Consider the following 16,338-nt stretch of genomic DNA (forward strand, 5'->3'; position numbering starts at 1 on the left):
GTATGCGCCCGTACCGCAGCGGTATCGGTGTCCCACCGTGACCGATCAGTCGCATAGTGTAGTGGGTGAGCCGAGCCCTTGCTGCGGTGGAGCAGTGACGCCGATGGACGAGGTCGCGGAGCGACTGGGGCCGGATTTCTTCACCGAAGCCACACAGGACTGACTTGCTCACCCGCCGACGGTGCGCCGTTGGCCCAGAAATCCGCGCGATCCGGAAATGTGTATCTTCAGAGAACGGCCCGGCCGCCGATTGGCGCCCGCGACACCGCTTTCCCCAAATCGCTTAACGTGACGATCGAACGGCGTTGTGGGTGCCGAAAACCGCATCCGTGCTGGTTGAGCGACGCGGTGGTACTCGTGGACGACTCCATCGCCAGGATCGCTTCAGCCTGCGAACGCATGAAGTCCACCCAGGTAACGGTTGTCCGACGCGGTGCCGGATCGATGTCGGCGGTCTTGAGAATCTCCCACACCGTGGAGGCAGCGATCGCGACACCGAGAAACGCGAGTTCGCCGTGGATGCGTCGATACCCCCACGACGGGTTCTCAGCTGCCGGACGCACGTGCCGCGTCGACGGCGTCACGGACCACGGCGTCGTGGGAGAGCCAGGTACATCGACACGCAGGTGGTCGGGACCGGTTCGGCGAACAGTTCGACCAGGCGTCCCGTCAGCCCGGCCAGGTAGCGGCCATCGGATACCCGGTAGTCGCCGACCGGCCCGGGCCGCTCCACGGTGATGCCCTCGCTGTAGGGCGTGATCCATGCCGAGCGGGGACGTCGCGCCGGGGCGGGTGTTGCCGACCTGTGCTTTCGGCCACCACCAGGTGGCCGCCAGCCCCTGCGCCGCAGGCAGTGAGGTGCCAGCCGTTCCGATGAATGGATCACTCGTCGAAGATGACGAGACATCTATGGGAGCACCTGTATCGCGTGGTTTCAGCGATAGGAACAAATCGCCGGTCGCGCGGCGGTGGCCGCTTCAGTTCCGCGCGTCTCCGCGGTTCCTGCGGTAGCTGGAGAAGAGCGCGACACCGCTGGCGATGGCGATCAGCCCGAACGCGGCGCTGATGAAGAGGCTCAGGCCGAACGCCTGAGCGGTCACGTTGGCGGCGAGGCTGCCGACCAGGAGCATCGCCAGGAGGGCGCGGTTGCGGACGGGCGAGGAGTTCGTTTCCGTGTTCATGGCAATGAAACTAGGTGCGTTCGCCGGCTCCGCCGATACCGCGGACTGCCGAGATCAGGTGGAGCAGGCTCCACCCCGGTCCTGCGCCTCCAGCAGCTCGTCGCCGTGCTCGGCGATCCACCGGCCCAGCTCGCGCAGCGGGCCTTCGACGAGGCTCTCCCCCAGTGCGCTCAGCCGGTACTCGACGCGGGGCGGCGCGGCCGGGTGGCTGCGGCGCTCGACCAGGCCGTGGGCGAGCAGCCGGCGCAGGGTCTCGGTCAGCACCTTGTCGCTGAGACCGCCCACCGCGTCGAGCAGCTCGGAACGGCGCCGTGGTCCGGCGCGCAGGCCGGCGAGCACGACCGGGTCCCAGGTGTGGGACAACAGTTCCGTGGCCGCGCGCAGCCGGCAGTCCACGAGCAGCTCGTCGTTCACGGTGCCATTCTCGCGGGTCCGTTCCCTACCGATCGGTGTGCGTCGGCTTCCTAACGTTGGACCTCATGCGAATCGGAATCCTGGGCACCGGCACGATGGCCGTCGCGTTGGGCACGGCGTGGTGCCGTGCCGGGCACGAAGTGCTGGTGGGCGGTCGTTCACCGGACAAGACGGCGGCCGCGGCCACGCGGATGGGAGCGACGCCAGCCGTCTCCCCGGCCGAGGCGGTCGCCGGGCGGGACGCGGTGCTGCTCGCCGTGTCCTGGCAGGGACTGCCGGACGCCCTGCGCGCCTCCGGTGCGGCCGACGGAGCACTGGCCGGCACGCCGTTGATCGACCCCACCAACGCCGTCGCGCACGGCGTCGGCGGGCTGCTCGTCCCGGACGGCCGGTCGGCGGCCGAACACGTCGCCGACTGGGCGCCGGGCGCCCAGGTGGTCAAGGCGTTCCACCTGTTCGCCGCCGACCAGTGGGACGAGGGCCGCGAGCCGGTGACGGTGGTGCTCGCCGGTGACCACGAGGACGCGCTGCGGATCACCTCCGGCCTGGTCCGCGACGTGGGCGCACGGCCGGCGGTGCTGGGAGGGCTGAGCCGCGCCCGGCAGCTCGAGGAGGTCGCCGGGTTCGTCATCGGGCTGGCGTTCTCCGGCGTCGACCCCGGCTCGGCGGTGCCGCGGCCGTCACCGGGACGCTGATCTACGCGCTTCCCCCGGGACTGGTGCTCGGTGTCCTGACCGACCTCGGCGCGGTGTTCGGCATGGAAGGCCTGTGGCACCTGAACCTGCTCGGGTACCTCGACACCGGCATCACCGCGTGTGTGCCGGCCGTAGTGCTGCCGTTGGTGATGACCCGCGACCGATGGCGCGCCCTCGCGTTTTCCGTCGCCCTGTCTTGGGCGGGCACTGGGTTGTCTGCTCCTGATCAGCTTGGTGACGGGGTTGTGGGCGGCGTCTGGATCACCGCGGCGGCGCGGCGCAGCTCGGCCAGCACCGTCTGAACGGCCTTGCGCGCCGTCCGTTCCGGCCGGTGCAGCACGTCGATGTCGCGGTGGGCCTGGACTCCGCTCAACGGCCTGAGCACGACGTCCGGATGGGCACGGGCGGTCCAGCGCGGCATCAACCCGATGCCCGCGCCGGCGGCCACCGCTTCGGCACTCACCGTGAAGTCGTTGATGCGGTGGGCGATGTCGAGCCGGCGGCCGGCGACGCTGGCGATCGCGTCGATGATCGCCATGAGGGGGAACCCGTCCTTGACGGTGATCCACGGTTGGTCCGCGACGTCCTGCGGCGACAGCCGTGGCTTCGCGGTCAGCGGGTGGCCGATCGGCAGGGCCACGTCGAGAGGCTCGTGCATCAGCGTGATGGCGATCACCGAATCCGGCCATTGTGGACCGTGGTCGAAACGGTGGGCGAGCACGAGGTCGTGGTGACGGGTCAGGGCAGGGAAGCGGTCCTGGGCGACGTCCTCGTCGGCGAGAGCGAGGCGGGGGCCACCCGCGTCGGCGAGGCCGCGCAACAACAACGGCCAGAACGCCGAGGCCGCGCTGTGGAAGGCGGCCACGGACACCTCGCCGTCCGGCTCCTTCAAGAAGTCCGTTACGGCACGGCGTGCCCGCGCCAACGCCGTCTGCACCTCGACGGACGCCACGGCCAAGGCCTGCCCGGCGTCGGTCAGCACCACCCTGCGGCCGGTCCGTTCGGTCAACGGAACCGGGATCGAACGCTGAAGCAGGCGCAGTTGCTGGGAGATCGCCGACGGCGTCACGTGCAGGGCCTCGGCGACCGCGGTGACGCTCCCCAGCTCCCCCAGTTCGCGCAGAATGCGCAGTTGCCGTTCGTCCACGTGCGACAGTGTAGGACGGCTACAACATCGTTTAAGACGTTGGTCATGGGCTTCAACGTGCAGGTGGTGGAGCGTTGGGGACATGCTCACGACCCGCCGCACCGACGTGGTGCTACTCCTGGTCGCACTCGTCTGGGGCTCCAGCTACCTGTCGGCCAAGACGGCCACCACAGCGCTCCCGGTCCTGGCGGTGCTGTTCGCGCGCTACGCCATCTCCGCACTCGCGTGCGGCGCCCTGACCGGGCTTCTCCGCCGGCGGTGGACGCGCGACGAGGTCCGGCTCGGCGCCGTCCTCGGCGTCACCCAGGCGGCCGTCCTGCTGCTGGAGACCTACGGGGTGGCGCACACCAGCGCCGCCAACGCCGGACTGATCATCAGCTTGACCATCGTTCTCACGCCGCTGCTGGACCGCGGCGGTCGCCGCCTGCCCCCGGCGTTCTTCTTCGCGGCGGGTCTGTGCGTGCTGGCCGTCGGACTGCTGACCTCGACCACCGGCCTGCACGCGCCGCGGCTCGGAGACGCCCTGATGCTCGCCGCCGCGGTCGTGCGGGCGGGCCACGTCGCGCTCGTCGGCCGGCTCACCGCCGGACGTGCCGTGAACCCGCTGCACCTCACGACCGCCCAGACCGTCGTCGGCACCGCGCTGGTGTTGCCGCTCGCGATCACGCACCTGCCCGTGCTGGCCGCGGCCAGCACGACGACCTGGACCCAATTGGTCTACCTCGCCCTGTTCTGCAGCGTCTTCGCCTTCCTGGCCCAGACCTGGGCGATCCAGGGCACCTCGGCCAGCAGGGCCAGCCTGCTGCTGGGCACCGAACCGATCTGGGCCGTCGCCGTCGGGATCAGCCTCGGCGGCGAGCACCTCACCGTGTGGGCATCACTGGGCGCCGTGCTGATGGTCGCGGGAACCTACTGGGGGCAGGCCGTCGAACGCGCCCATCGCACCACGGGTGATCTGGAACGCACGACCTCCCGCTCCAGCCAGTCCTCCAGCGAGCGCTCCGCCGATTCCTGGAAGGACCGGGCGCCCACGTTGTCGGCGTGAAGCTCGTACACGGGGATGCCCGCGGCACGCAGAGCGCGGTTGGTGAAGTAGCTGCTGCGGGCGTCGTCGGACACCAGGTGCACCACGCCGTCGACGCGGTGGAGCTTCGCCCCCTTCACGTACCACTCGCTCGACCACGGCGGTGTGCAGAGCTGGTCGTTGAAGGAGGGCGAACCGGGCCGCGATCATGCCCGCAGGACAACAGAACCTGACCACCGCAGCTCAACGCATGTGTGCGGAGTTTTGGCACCCCGCAGGGTGTGGCAGGGCAGCGCCTGCAGGTGGCAGAACCGAGCTTCAGCCCTGGGGCGCAGCCGCGCAGATCAGCCGCCGTACCGGTCGTGCGCGTCGTACTCGCCGAAGTCATCCTGCAGCCAGCCGAGATCACGCCACGTGCCCGAACCGTCCAGCGGCCCGTCGTAGACGATCTCCAGGTAACTGCCGCGGTGATCGTCCAACCGCAACCGGCGTCCCCGGCTGTAGAGGAACACCGTCGCGCTCACGTTCGGCTTCCCGTCGAAGTGCTCCATGCCGAGCACCGCTTCCCAGCCCACCCGCAGGGTGGACCCGGACGACTCCGGCCCGCGCACCAGGCAGGAGAACGCGTCCTCCATCTCGGTCACGTTGACCACCGCGACCTGCTCACCGAGGTGCTCGCCGAGGGAGGCGGCCAAGGCGCCGATCGTCGGCCGCCACCGGCCTGCGGTGGTGTCCTCGGGTCCGTTCTCGACCGTCACGGCCAGTCGTTCCTCTCCCAGCGTTCGCGGTTGGGGTACACCACTTCGTTCACGCCGTTGCTCGTCCGGACCTCGACGAAGCCCGGGTTGCCCGCCCATTGTTCCGGGTCGACGGCTCTCGGGTTCGCGGTCCTCGTGTCGACCAGACCATAGGCCGTGATGACCGAGTTCTTGTTGCCCGCCTCGGTGATCACCACGGAGCCGTTGCTGTAGTAGACGTCGACCTCGCGCGTGTACGGCTGGCCGGTGTGGTGGTTGGTGCCCTGGTAGTGGCCGCTGAACACGCGGTCCGGGTTGTTCAGCATCGATGCCTGCACCTGGGGGCTGACTCCGTGCTTCGACGCCGCGTGACCGGGGCGGCCGCCGGGGTACGGGGGCGGTGCGCCGTGCAGCTCCCCCGGCGTGACCTGGCGCTGGAAGTTGTTGAACCGCTCGCACATCGTGAGGCCGAGCGGATCGATGAACCGCAGCGGGTTCGTCGTGTAGGCGTACGGGTTGGGCGACGGGCCCAGGCCCAGCGGGTCCGGGGTGAGGTACTGGCCGGTGTCCGGGTTGTAGTACCGGAACATGTTGTAGTGCAGGCCGGTTTCCGGGTCGTGGTACTGGCCGGGGAACCGCAGCGGGCACCGCGCCTGGTGCTCGTCGACCGGCACACCCCAGGCGGTGGTGGCCGACCTCCAGGCGACGCGGCCACCGGGATCGACGAGTTCGCGCGCGCTGCCGAGGTGGTCGGTGACGACGTGGTGGAACCGCGTCCCGCCGTCCTGCGCCGTCCGCTCGACCTGGACCACGGGACGTGACGTGCCGGGCTCGACGCTCCAGGTCGTGACGACACCCGCGGCGTGCTGCTCGGCGAGGTGGATGCCGTCCCAGGTGAACTCGATCCGCAGGATCTCGGTGATGCGGTCGGGCGCGTAGCGCACCTTCGCGCTGCGGCGGCCCAGCGGGTCGTAGTGGTACCGCCACAGGTCGCCGCCAGGAGTGCTCACCTCGACCAGCTGGTCGTCGGCGTTCCAGGTGTAGCGCCAGGTGCGGACCGCTCCTGACAGGGTGCGGCGGCGCATCTCGACGATCCGGCCCTGGCCGTCGTGGGCGTAGGTGGTGCGGCCGGCGCTGCGGATCAGGCCGCGCTGGAACGCGCGGGGTCCCTGCGCGTCGTTGTCCGGCTGGCCCTCGGTGTGGGTCAGGTTGCCGGTCGGGTCGTAGCGATAGCGCTCGGCGCCGGCTGGGCCGAGCACGGCGGTGAGCCGGCCGAGCGGGTCGTGTTCGAACCTGCGGTCGCCGCGCTGCGAGTCGTCCTCGGCGGCGAGGGATCCGTTCTGCCGCCAGTGGAAACGGCGTTGCAACGGCATCGGCGCGTTCGGCACCACCAGGTTCTGCTCGGTGAGCCGGCCCATCGGGTCCCAGCGCTGAGCGAGGGTCACGCCCTCGTCGAGGCGGCGGCCGGTCTCGCGGCCGAGCTGGTCGCGGTCGAACGCGACGGCGCGACCGGCCGTGCGCAGGACGGAGAGCTGGCCGTTGAGGTCGTACGCGAGGTCCTCGACCGCACCGGAAGGGGTGATCCGCCGGACTCGGCGGCCGCTGGGGTCGTAGCCGAAACGCAGGGCGCGGCCGTTGAACGACTCGGCGAGGACTGTGCCCGCGGCGTCCCTGCGCACGGTCAGCGTGCCCGTCTGGTTGATCGCCGAGACGAGCAGGTCCTGCTGGTTGTAGACGTAGTTGGTGTCGTCGCCGGCGTGCCGTCGCACGACCTTGCCGAGCTGGTCGTACTCGAAGGACACGGTCTGGCCGGTGCCGTTGGTGCGCGAGGTCAGCTGCCCGGCGGCGTCGTAGGTGTAGGTCGTGGTGCGTCCGGAGAAGTCGCGTTCGGAGACCAGGTTCCCGGCCGGGTCGTAGGTGTACGTCCAGGTGGCGTCGAGCGCGTTGGTCACGGCGGTGACACGCTGCTCGGTGTCGTAGGTGAAGCTGGTGGACCGCACGCCGTCCGGGGTGATGACCGCCCGGGGCAGTCCGAAGTCGCCGACCTCGATCACGGTCCGGCCGCCGTCCGGGTCGGTCCGCGCGACCAGGTTGCCCTCGCCGTCGTAGCGCCAGGTGCGGGTGGCGCCGTCCGGGTCGACGCGGGAGGCGAGCTGCCCGTCCACGGTCCAGCTGTAGCGGGTCTGGACGCCCAGCGGGTCGATCACGACGGCCGGTCGCCCGAACACGTCGCGGACGTACTGGTGCGCCTGGCCCAGCGGGTCGACGACGACCATCGGCAGTCCCGCGGCGTTCGTGACGATCCGCGTTCGCGCCCCGGACGGATCGGTGATCCCGACGAGGTGCCCCCGCCCGTCGTACTCGGCGCGGGTGACCGCGCCCGCCCGGTCGGTGATCACGACCAGGTTGCCACGCTCGTCGTAGTCGTAGGTGTTGGCGACCCCGGCTGCGTCGGCGACCCTGACCGGCAGGCCCGATGCGTCGTACTCGGCGCGGAGAACGGAGCTGTCCGCGCGGACGACCTCGGTGCGCCTGCCTTCGGAGTCGTACCGGCACAGGGTGGTGCGGCCGAGCGGGTCGGTACTGGCGAGCAGCCGGTCGTAGCGGTCCCACTCGAACCGCGACGTCGCGCCGAGCGGATCGACGGTCCTCACCACCTGGCCCAGGTGGTTGAAGTGGAACTCCGAGCGGTGGCCCAGGGAGTCCTCGACCACCGTGAACTGGCGGTCGTAGTGGAACACGGCGTTGAGAATGCCGCCTGTGCCCTCGGTGCGGACCACCCGGCCCTCGGTGTCGAAGAGGTAGCGGTAGCGGGTGTTGGTGCGGTCCTGCCAGGCGGTGATGCGGCCGTCCGCGTCGTAGGTGAACCGCTGCGGCAGGCCGGAGGCGTTGACCACCTCACTCAGATCGCCCGTCTCGTCGTATCGGTAGCGCATCAGCACCACGTCGTCCCCGCCCGGTTCCGGGTTCACAAGCCGCAGCGCGATGATCCGGCTGCCGTTGTGGTCCACGGCGACGCGGTGGCCGCCGGAGTGCCGGATCTCGACCGGCAGCCCGGCGTCGTCGGTGACGACGTCGACCCGATTGCCGTTGCGGTCGGTGATCGCGCTCAACGGGTGCAGGCCGTGGACACCGGCGAAGTGCAACGTCTCGCCGGTGTCCTGGATGATCGTCAGCGTGCCGTCCGGTCCCGCGCTCAGCGGCCAGCGCGGGCCCTCCAGCGGCAGCACCGGAACACCCGGCACCGGTGCCGGGTAGACCAGGAGGATCCCGTCCGCTCCGGCGAAGCACACGCCGTCCCGGTCGACCTCCAGCCTCTGGTCCAGAGTGGACGCCCAGGAGCGCCCGAAGAGACGGCCCGTGCGGTACGAGGAGATGTGCGTGCGGCGCAGGGTCAGCGCGAGCACGCCGGGAAGCAGCACATCCGTGTGGGTGACGAACATGTGCCCGCTCACCACGTCCACCGGGTCGGCGCACCCGGTCCGGCGGTCGGCCTGCTGGGCGGTGGTGCGTGCGTCGCCGGTCTGCTCCCGGATGGGGCCGGGCTTGTCGGTGGGAGTGGTGGTGCCGGACGGTTTCGTCGTGTCCGGCGCGTTCGTCGACGACGGTGCCGTGGTGTCCGGTGTGGACGGTGTCGTTGACGAGTTGGGCGTCGAGCTCGGTGTCGTGGACGAGCTGGGCGTAGTCGTGGAACTCGGAGTCGTCGTGGAACTCGGGTTGGTCGTCGAGTCCGGCGTCGTGGACGAACTCGGAGTCGTCGTCGAGTTCGGCGTCGGGGCCGAGTCTGGAGTGGTCGCCGAACTCGGTCTCGTGGACGACGAGCCGGGCGTCGTGCCGCCGTCCGCCTTGCGCAGCAGCTTGCTGAGCTTGGCCATGATCTCGTCGAGCTTGGTGATGACGCCGCGGATGCGCGGGGCGACGTTGCTGATCGTCCTGACCAGCTTGCGCACCAGGTCGGAGACCTTGCTGACCACCCTGGCGATGGCGGAGGTGGCCTGAGCGACCACGACCGGGGTCGCGAGACCGAGCGTCGCGGCCATCTCCAGCGCCCAGGAGATGAGCTTGCCGACCAGTTCGCCGACCATGTCACGGATGAACTCGCGCACGAACGAGACGACCTCGCCCATGATCATCACACCGGCCGAGATCCCGTCCGCCAGCGCGCCCGCTCCGGCGATCGCGTCCGCGGTCTCGGCGGCGTGACCGCGGTAGGTGTCCCCCGCCGCGCCGGTCCAGCCCGCCGTGTCGGCTTTGGCGTTGTTGCCGAGCTCGGCGGCGACCGCGTTGACCTCCTTGGCGACGTTGGCCCAGGTCTCGGAGAACGACTGGATCACCGGCGGATCACCCGCGAACCAGTCCAGCGCGTCCTTCAGCGGCTGGACGTGCTCGATCAGCCAGGAGACGCCGTAGGACGCGAGCGTGCCGAGCGGGTCGATCACCATCGACAGCACTTCGAGACCGACACCGGCCGCGGACAGGCCTGCCTCGACCCAGTCACCGTTGCTGACGCCGTGCGCGAGCCCCTGCGCCGACTCCGCGATGCCGATCCCCGTGACCGCGGTCGTCGCGTTCTGCGGCCGCGCGACGAGCGGGTTCCCCTCCGCCATTTAGAGCGCCCCCTCGATCCCCTTCAGCGAAACGGCTTGGGCGGCGTCCGTGGCGTCGTACTGCTCGGCCGTGCCGCGGATCTTCACGGCGGCGTCGCTGACAGCCTCCGCAGCCTTCTGCAAGGTGCGCACGCCCAGTTCCTCGAAGGGCTGCAACATCATCGCGAACGGCTGGCACACCACGCCGTACGCGCTGTTGTCCATCGTCACCGTGTTCGCCGCGTCCGCCGCGGCACGCAGCCGGCCCGCCAGCGCCTCCACCTTGCCGGAGTGGGAGAAGAGCTCTCCGCTCAGAACCTCATAGCCGCTCATCGAACGCACCCCCACGCGTCATCTGAGGATCGACTCGTCGCCGAAGTCCCCGTCATCGCCCTCGTCCCGCCCGGTCGACCTGCGAGGCGGACGAGGAGGCGGCGGCACCTGCCGCTCGTCCTCTTCGATGTCCCCGATCCGCCTGGTGGTTCCACTCGGCGGCGGTTCCTCGTCGTCCGGTGCGGGAAAGTTCGCCTCCGCGGTCGCGACGACGTGGCGGCCCGCCGGGTCGTCACCCACGGTCTGCGCCACGATCTCGGCCAGGGCCTGCGGATATCTCGCCTGCGCCTTGCGCATGGCGGCCAGCACGTTCGCGGCGATCTCGGCCGGTGTCATGGCCTTGACCCGATCGGTCATCGCGATGTCCGTCGGCAACCCGTTGTTCCCGACGGTCACGCTCACCGCGCCGTCGGCCACGGACTCCGTGATTCGCACCTCGGACACTCGATCGGCCATCGCCTGGAACTTCGCCGCCTTCTCGACAGCGTTCCGCTCCCAGTCGTCGATCATGTTCCGGGTGTCCGACAAAGGATCGCCCATCGCCCTCTCCGCACGTCACCGGCCGCGCAACTGCCCGATCCCGCAGTTGATCACCTGACGCTACAAGGTCAGGACCGCGCTTCGCAGGCAGATGGGCAACCTCTGCCCCGGTTGCACCAACGGACGGCACAGCATGAGCGCACGTGAGTGGCCGGTGTACCGGCAACTGACCGGCGAGGACCGGCCGCCAAGGCGCTTTTCAAACGCCGTCGTTCAGGTGGTCGTGCACCGCTACTCCTCGGCGATGTGGCGCAGGTAGGCCTCGGGCGTGGCCATGTACCTGCGCCAGTGGTCGACCAGCGCCAGGTCCTCCCACTTCGACCGGCGGAAACCGTGCTCCCCCACCTCGATGACGTCCGCGCCCGGTGTGGACGCCAGAATCGGCGAGTGGGTCGCGCAGATGATCTGCGCGCCTGATTTGCCGAGCTCGTACATCAGGTGCATCAGACGCAGGCACGACTGGAACGACAGTGCGGCCTCCGGCTCGTCCATCAAGTAGAAGCCTGGTTCGCGGAACATCGAGGCGAACACGGTGAGGAAGCCCTCGCCGTGGCTCATCTCGCTCGTGTCCTCGTCCCAGTAGCCGTTCATGCCGCTGACCGCGTTCATGAACCCGAACGCCGTCTCGGCACGCAGGAAGTAGCCCTTGCGTCTGGTCCGCGGTCCGACGCGATGCCGGGCACCGAGGGCGGTCGTGTCGAACCGCACCATCTCGCCCAGCTCCGACTTCGGCCTGTCGTTGACGTACTTCCGCCCAGCCCGCCCACCCTGCGCGTCCAAACCCCACGCCTCCGCGAACGCCTCGACAAGCGTGGACTTCCCCGAGCCGTTCTCCCCCACCAGGAAAGTGACCGGCCGCTCGAACGTCATCCCCTCCTCCGCGAGCTGCGCAACGCACGGCACATCCAACGGCCAGGCCCTTCGCGGCCCTGAGGGGAGCAACTCGTCGGGGATGAACGCACGGCGCGCAAGCATGGGATGAATCCTTCGATCTGCAACGGTCTGAAGCGCAGACTCTCGCGAGCAAGGGGTCAGATCAGGACGGGTGCTGCACCCGTCCCACCCTCGAAATCCGGGCAAGCCACAGGAATCGAGACCCTACAACACATGTAGGTTCTCGCCGCGGACACCATGTCGATCTTGTGCGGGTGCTCGACCAAGGTCAGTGGTGCTCAGGTCGTTTCGTCGTGTCCAGCCGTCATGGCGAGCAGCAGCAGGGCCTGTGCCTCGCCCAGCAGGTGCCCCGTCTCCGCGTGGATCAGTCGTGCCTGTTCGGCGTGGTCGGCTCCTGTCCGGTGGTCGCCTCGGTACACATGGACCGCGGCGAGGGCGGCGTGGGCGTGGCCCTCGTGAGGTCGATGGCCGGTGTGGCGGGCGAGGTCGAGTGCCGCGGTGGCGTCGTGGACGGCGGACGCCAGGTGACCGCGGTGGTGGTGAACCGCAGCCAGGCCGAGCAGTGCTTCGATCCGTCCTTGTCCGTAGTGCGAGTGGTCGGCGGCTGTGAGTGCGTGTCGGTGCAGCGACTCAGCTTCGTCGAGCCGCTCTCTGAAGCAGTGCATCGCGGCGAGTGTGTTCTGCGTGTCGACCGCGACGGCGTGGTGGCCTTCTGCGGCTCCCACTGCCTGTTCGAGCAGGATTGCAGCCTGGTCGTAGTCGCCGCGGAGGGCGACGAGCCTCCCTCTCACCCCCAGGTACCAGGCGGTCTCGTAGCCCGCCGAGACCCGTCGGATGTGCGGAGCCGCCGAGTCGAGGAGTTCCTCGGTCTTCTTGAGGTCGCCGAGGTGCAGGTGGGTTTCGGCCAGGCACGTCAGCGCGGCGCCGCGTCCCCGGTCGTGGCCGGACGTGTCCTGCGCGGCGCGTGCCCTGGTGAGGTAGTCGAGGGCTTCCGCCGGGCGGCCGAGCCTCAGTGTGGTCATCCCCAGGTTGATCAGGACAGTGCCGGTGTGGATCAGGCACGTGGATTCGGCGGTGGCGATCTCGTCGGCTCGACGCAGGTGTTCCAACGCCGCCTGCAGCGTGCCGGTGTAGTAGTGCAGGATGCCGAGATTGGACAGCGCGGTGCACCTGCCCAGGGGCCACTCGGCGCCTGTCGCCGCAGTCAACGCCGACTCGAAGTGGTCGACCGCCGAGGCGTGGTCGCCCCTCATCAAGTCGAGCACGCCGGCGCTGTTGTCCATCGCGGCCACCGCATGTGGGTTGCCGTCGGTCTGCGCGGCATGGAGGGCACAGCGGACGACGGTCTCCCACTGCGCGGTGTTGCCCCGCAGGAAGTACCCCTTCAACCCGTCGGCCACCTGCCAGGCCAGTCGGTGCTCACCGGTGGCCGAGGCCAGCCCCACGATCGCCGTGATGTTGGACGCCTCCGCGGTGAACCAGGCCAGGGCGGCACCGCTGCTGTCGAAGGACATCGGCCCGTGGCCTGTCCATGAAGTGCTCCCCGGTAAGCGGAGCCTTCCGGCATCGAGGATGTCCGCGGCGGTGTCGACGGCGATCGCGTACCAGGTGAGCAGACGGTCCACGGGGTCGCGTCCGTCCTGGACGGCGCGGTCGGCGGCATACAGCCGGGTCAGCTCGTGCAGCGCGTAGCGGCTGGGGGCAGGTTCTTCGACCAGGCTCGCAGCCACCAGGTCCCGCAGTTCGCGCTCGGCCTCGGCGAGGCCGGTGTCGGCGAGCGCCGCGACCGCGGGTGCGGTCACGTCCGGTCCCGGCACCAGCCCGAGCAGTCTGAACACCCGCTGCGTCGACCGGGCCCTGGCCGCGTAGGACAACTCGATGGCGGCGCCGACGGCCGCGGTCGGGTCGCCGTGCAGCTCCAGCGCCGCGAGCCGGTCGCCGCCGCGCAGCGCGGTCGTGTAGTCGCCGATCGAGCGGTTCGGCTGGGCAGCCAGGTGCGCGGCGGCGATGCGGAGGGCGAGCGGCAACCCACCGCACAGTGCCACCAGCTCGTTGGCGGCTTCGAGTTCGGCGGCGACACGCGTCCCCCCGATGATCCGGTCGAGTACCGCTTTGGCATCGTCCACGCCCAACACGTCCAGCCGCTGTTGCCGGGCACCCTCGTGTGCCACCAGGCCGTCGAGCCTGTAGCGGCTGGTGACCACCACGGTGCAGTCCGGCGTGCCCGGCAGCAGGGGACGAACCTGACCCGCGTCGACGGCGTCGTCGAGCACGACCAGCATCTGCCTGTCCGCCAACGTCGAGCGGTAGACCGCGGACGCGCCGTCCACGCCGGCGGGTCGCCTGATCGGCGCGACTTCGAGCGCCTCCAGCAACTCCTCCAGTGCCTGCCTTGCCGTCAGCGGCATTCCGGCGCTGTGTCCGCGCAGGTTGACGAACAGTTGTCCGCCGGGAAAGCGGTCCCGGTTGCCGTGAGCCCAGTGCAGTGCCAGCGCGGTCTTGCCCACGCCCGCAGTGCCGGTCAGGACGTGCACCACCGGGCTGCCGTTGACCCCGTCATGTTCGCCATTCATGACGCTCAGCGCTTCCTCCCTACCGACGAAACTCCGTGGGGCGGACGGCAACTGCGCGATACCTGTGGCACTCGGGCGGACCTCGGATCGCGATCGACGCCGAGGTTGGGTGGCACCCACCTCGTTCACCGCGCTCCGAGGCTCGATGCCGCGCTCCGGATCCACCCCGTGCCCGGAGCCGCTGATCAGGATCTGACCGTGCAGGTCTCGCAGGGCCGCGCCAGGGTCTGAACCCAGTTCCTCGGCCAGTCGAGCACGAACCTGCAGGTAGTGCTCCAATGCGTCGGCCGTGCGGCCGGCCTGGTGCAGGGCCAGCATGTACTGGCCGGCCACTCGCTCGTCCAAAGGGGCCGCACTGGACTGCTCGGCCAACCTGACCACCAGTTGTCCGCCGCGGCCCAGCCGGAGCAGGACGTCTGCCAGGTCTTGCTGCGCGGCCGATCGTTCCAACTCGAGCCGGTCACGTTCGGCTTCGGCCCACTCGCCGTCCACGCCTGTCAGAGCCTGCCCCCGCCACAACTCCAGTGCGAGAGTCAGCGACCGAGCGGCCTGCTCGTCGTCATCCGCATCGGCGTTGGTGCGCAGATCGCGAAACAGGTGCAGATCCACCACCGGCTCGGTCGTATCAGTGCTCAAGACGTAGCCGCCCGACCGACGCACGATCACCACGCCGTCCGTACAGGCCAGCACTCGGCGTAGCCGGGAGATGTAGTTGTGCAGCGTCGACCGCGCCTTCGGCACGACATCGGTACCCCAGACCCGTTCGACCAGCCGATCCACCGGCACCACCCGCCCGGTGTCGACCGCCAACGCGACCAGCACGCACCGCTGCCGGGGCGTGCCCAGGTCCACCGGCCGCCCGCCGACCTCCGCGCCAACCTCACCCAACAGACGCACCACCACCACGTTCACCGCCCCCTTCCCCTGTTGCCCCCAGGGATACAGGCATAGCGACCTGAGCACCGCAGTACAGAAAACCTGTGAGAAGTTCACACGATCGGACCCGCATTGTTCCCATGGGCACCGAAGCGCAGCACGGACAAAACCCGTGATCGTTACTCGGGCTCGTGGCACCTATGGCAGTCCACCTGCCGCACCGGACGGAAGGACACGGGACCCGTTCCCGCCCGCGACCACGACATCGCTGCAGATATCCGAGAAGAAGGGCGGAATTCGCCAGGGCGGTGGAACGACTCTTGGATATCTCGACCGGACATCGTTGCGAAATCGACGAAATCACCCGGACGACAGCTGGAAACCAGGAAAATTCAGAAGGGATCGACATGCGAGTTGCGCGAATGATCGCAGGATTGGCAGCCGTCATCACTGCTGTTCCCAGGCTGAGTCCGGAAACAGCCGGCTCTGCTGCGGCTGAGGAGAGCGGCACCCGGCGTGCTCGCGGCAAGAGTCGCGCGAGGAAGGCCGGCGCGGCTGTGGCCGCGGTGGCGTCGGTTGCCGGGATGGTCTTCGCGGCGGCGCCCGCCACCGCCGCCGAATACCCCACCAGCTCTTTCAGCATCTCGGACGGTGAGGGGAGCTACTACTACGGCACGGCCACCTGGTACAACCGGTCGGTCGGTCTCACCGGAACGTTCAAGGCCGTCCAGTGCCGTCGGATCTACGGGCGGGCGTTCACAGGCAGCACCTCGCTGGACTTCAAGAGCTCCAGCACCTGGTGCAACAGAACTGGACAGGCACCGATGGGCCTTGACGCGAACGTCGTCGGCGGGGCCGACAACATCTGGGTCTACATGACCGACCCATACGGGAACTACATCGACGGAGACACCTGCTACCGCAACTACAGCGTCTGCGTCGACGGTCTGCACTAGGTCCACCGTCAAGGCGCCCCGCAGACCGGGACGGTGCCGTGCCCGCGCACGGGCGTCAAATCCGCCAAGTAGGCCCGGACAACTCGGCGCCCAGCCGTCCGGGCCTACTCAGCGGACCACAGGTCAACAACAGTGCTCGATCACAACCAGATTCCGGACAAGCAACCGATATTGTTTAGGGCGCCCGCCTCAAACCGACTTCACAAATGAAGCTGACATGAAATCGCCCATGAGAATGTGGAGCCAGTTTTGAAACCCTTGCCGGGTCTTACGGCCGATGACTTGCTGATCAGATTAGCGGCCCAAGGGTCATGCCGGGCCAAGAACACGGCATGAAGTCACGAGACGGCGGATCGAAGCGACAGTACGCGGACGTCCAGGC

The 16,338-nt window shown here is 69.3% G+C and carries 15 protein-coding genes; 4 read left to right on the plus strand and 11 right to left on the minus strand.

Features of this window, described 5'->3' with window-relative positions; all coding sequences use genetic code 11:
* Nucleotides 1-227 precede the first annotated feature (227 nt).
* From SK854_RS06010 to SK854_RS06025, 4 genes are all read right to left on the minus strand, one after another.
* Nucleotides 228-584, minus strand: a complete 357-nt coding sequence (locus SK854_RS06010; protein ID WP_319973978.1) for a hypothetical protein — start codon at nt 582-584, stop codon at nt 228-230.
* A complete protein-coding gene (locus SK854_RS06015; protein WP_319973979.1) occupies nt 581-733 on the minus strand; it encodes a hypothetical protein in 153 nt (50 codons plus the stop codon). The genes SK854_RS06010 and SK854_RS06015 overlap by 4 nt, the downstream gene beginning before the upstream one ends.
* A 244-nt stretch (nt 734-977) precedes the next feature.
* Nucleotides 978-1,181, minus strand: coding sequence for a hypothetical protein (locus tag SK854_RS06020; RefSeq protein WP_319973980.1), 204 nt, complete (start codon nt 1,179-1,181; stop codon nt 978-980).
* 54 nt (nt 1,182-1,235) lie between these two features.
* Nucleotides 1,236-1,595 (minus strand): winged helix-turn-helix transcriptional regulator, encoded by a 360-nt coding sequence (locus SK854_RS06025; RefSeq protein WP_319973981.1) that lies wholly within the window; start codon nt 1,593-1,595, stop codon nt 1,236-1,238.
* Nucleotides 1,596-1,660: 65 nt separating this feature from the next.
* Here SK854_RS06025 and SK854_RS06030 point away from each other — a divergent pair, with 65 nt between their 5' ends.
* Together SK854_RS06030 and SK854_RS06035 are read left to right on the plus strand one after the other, a co-directional pair.
* Entirely contained in the window at nt 1,661-2,290 is a 630-nt protein-coding gene (locus SK854_RS06030) for an NADPH-dependent F420 reductase (protein ID WP_319973982.1), read from the plus strand.
* 23 nt (nt 2,291-2,313) lie between these two features.
* Entirely contained in the window at nt 2,314-2,592 is a 279-nt protein-coding gene (locus tag SK854_RS06035) for a hypothetical protein (RefSeq protein WP_319973983.1), read from the plus strand.
* On the opposite strand, the gene SK854_RS06040 is transcribed toward SK854_RS06035, so the two are convergent.
* Nucleotides 2,517-3,437, minus strand: coding sequence for a LysR family transcriptional regulator (locus tag SK854_RS06040; protein WP_319973984.1), 921 nt, complete (start codon nt 3,435-3,437; stop codon nt 2,517-2,519). The genes SK854_RS06035 and SK854_RS06040 overlap by 76 nt on opposite strands.
* An 82-nt stretch (nt 3,438-3,519) precedes the next feature.
* Between SK854_RS06040 and SK854_RS06045 the strand changes: the two genes are divergently transcribed.
* A complete protein-coding gene (locus SK854_RS06045) occupies nt 3,520-4,482 on the plus strand; it encodes a DMT family transporter (RefSeq protein WP_319973985.1) in 963 nt (320 codons plus the stop codon).
* 323 nt (nt 4,483-4,805) lie between these two features.
* Here SK854_RS06045 and SK854_RS06050 read toward each other — a convergent pair whose 3' ends face one another.
* From SK854_RS06050 to SK854_RS06075, 6 genes are all read right to left on the minus strand, one after another.
* Nucleotides 4,806-5,219, minus strand: a complete 414-nt coding sequence (locus tag SK854_RS06050) for a hypothetical protein (RefSeq protein ID WP_319973986.1) — start codon at nt 5,217-5,219, stop codon at nt 4,806-4,808.
* Nucleotides 5,216-9,805, minus strand: a complete 4,590-nt coding sequence (locus tag SK854_RS06055) for an RHS repeat-associated core domain-containing protein (RefSeq protein ID WP_319973987.1) — start codon at nt 9,803-9,805, stop codon at nt 5,216-5,218. Before SK854_RS06055 ends, SK854_RS06050 begins: the two co-directional genes overlap by 4 nt.
* Entirely contained in the window at nt 9,806-10,117 is a 312-nt protein-coding gene (locus SK854_RS06060) for a type VII secretion target (protein WP_319973988.1), read from the minus strand.
* Between the two features lie 18 nt (nt 10,118-10,135).
* A complete protein-coding gene (locus SK854_RS06065; RefSeq protein WP_319973989.1) occupies nt 10,136-10,657 on the minus strand; it encodes a YbaB/EbfC family nucleoid-associated protein in 522 nt (173 codons plus the stop codon).
* Between the two features lie 231 nt (nt 10,658-10,888).
* The gene (locus tag SK854_RS06070) at nt 10,889-11,527 is read right to left on the minus strand and encodes an AAA family ATPase (RefSeq protein WP_319973990.1); all 639 of its coding nucleotides are present in this window, start codon (nt 11,525-11,527) and stop codon (nt 10,889-10,891) included.
* Nucleotides 11,528-11,829: 302 nt separating this feature from the next.
* A complete protein-coding gene (locus SK854_RS06075) occupies nt 11,830-15,012 on the minus strand; it encodes an AfsR/SARP family transcriptional regulator (protein ID WP_319973991.1) in 3,183 nt (1,060 codons plus the stop codon).
* A gap of 308 nt (nt 15,013-15,320) precedes the next feature.
* On the opposite strand from SK854_RS06075, the gene SK854_RS06080 reads away from it, so the two are divergent.
* On the plus strand, nt 15,321-15,956 hold the full coding sequence (locus tag SK854_RS06080) for a hypothetical protein (RefSeq protein ID WP_319973992.1): 636 nt from the start codon (nt 15,321-15,323) through the stop codon (nt 15,954-15,956).
* Nucleotides 15,957-16,338 lie beyond the last annotated feature (382 nt).

Source organism: Lentzea sokolovensis (assembly GCF_033949975.1).
Classification (GTDB): domain Bacteria; phylum Actinomycetota; class Actinomycetes; order Mycobacteriales; family Pseudonocardiaceae; genus Lentzea; species Lentzea sokolovensis.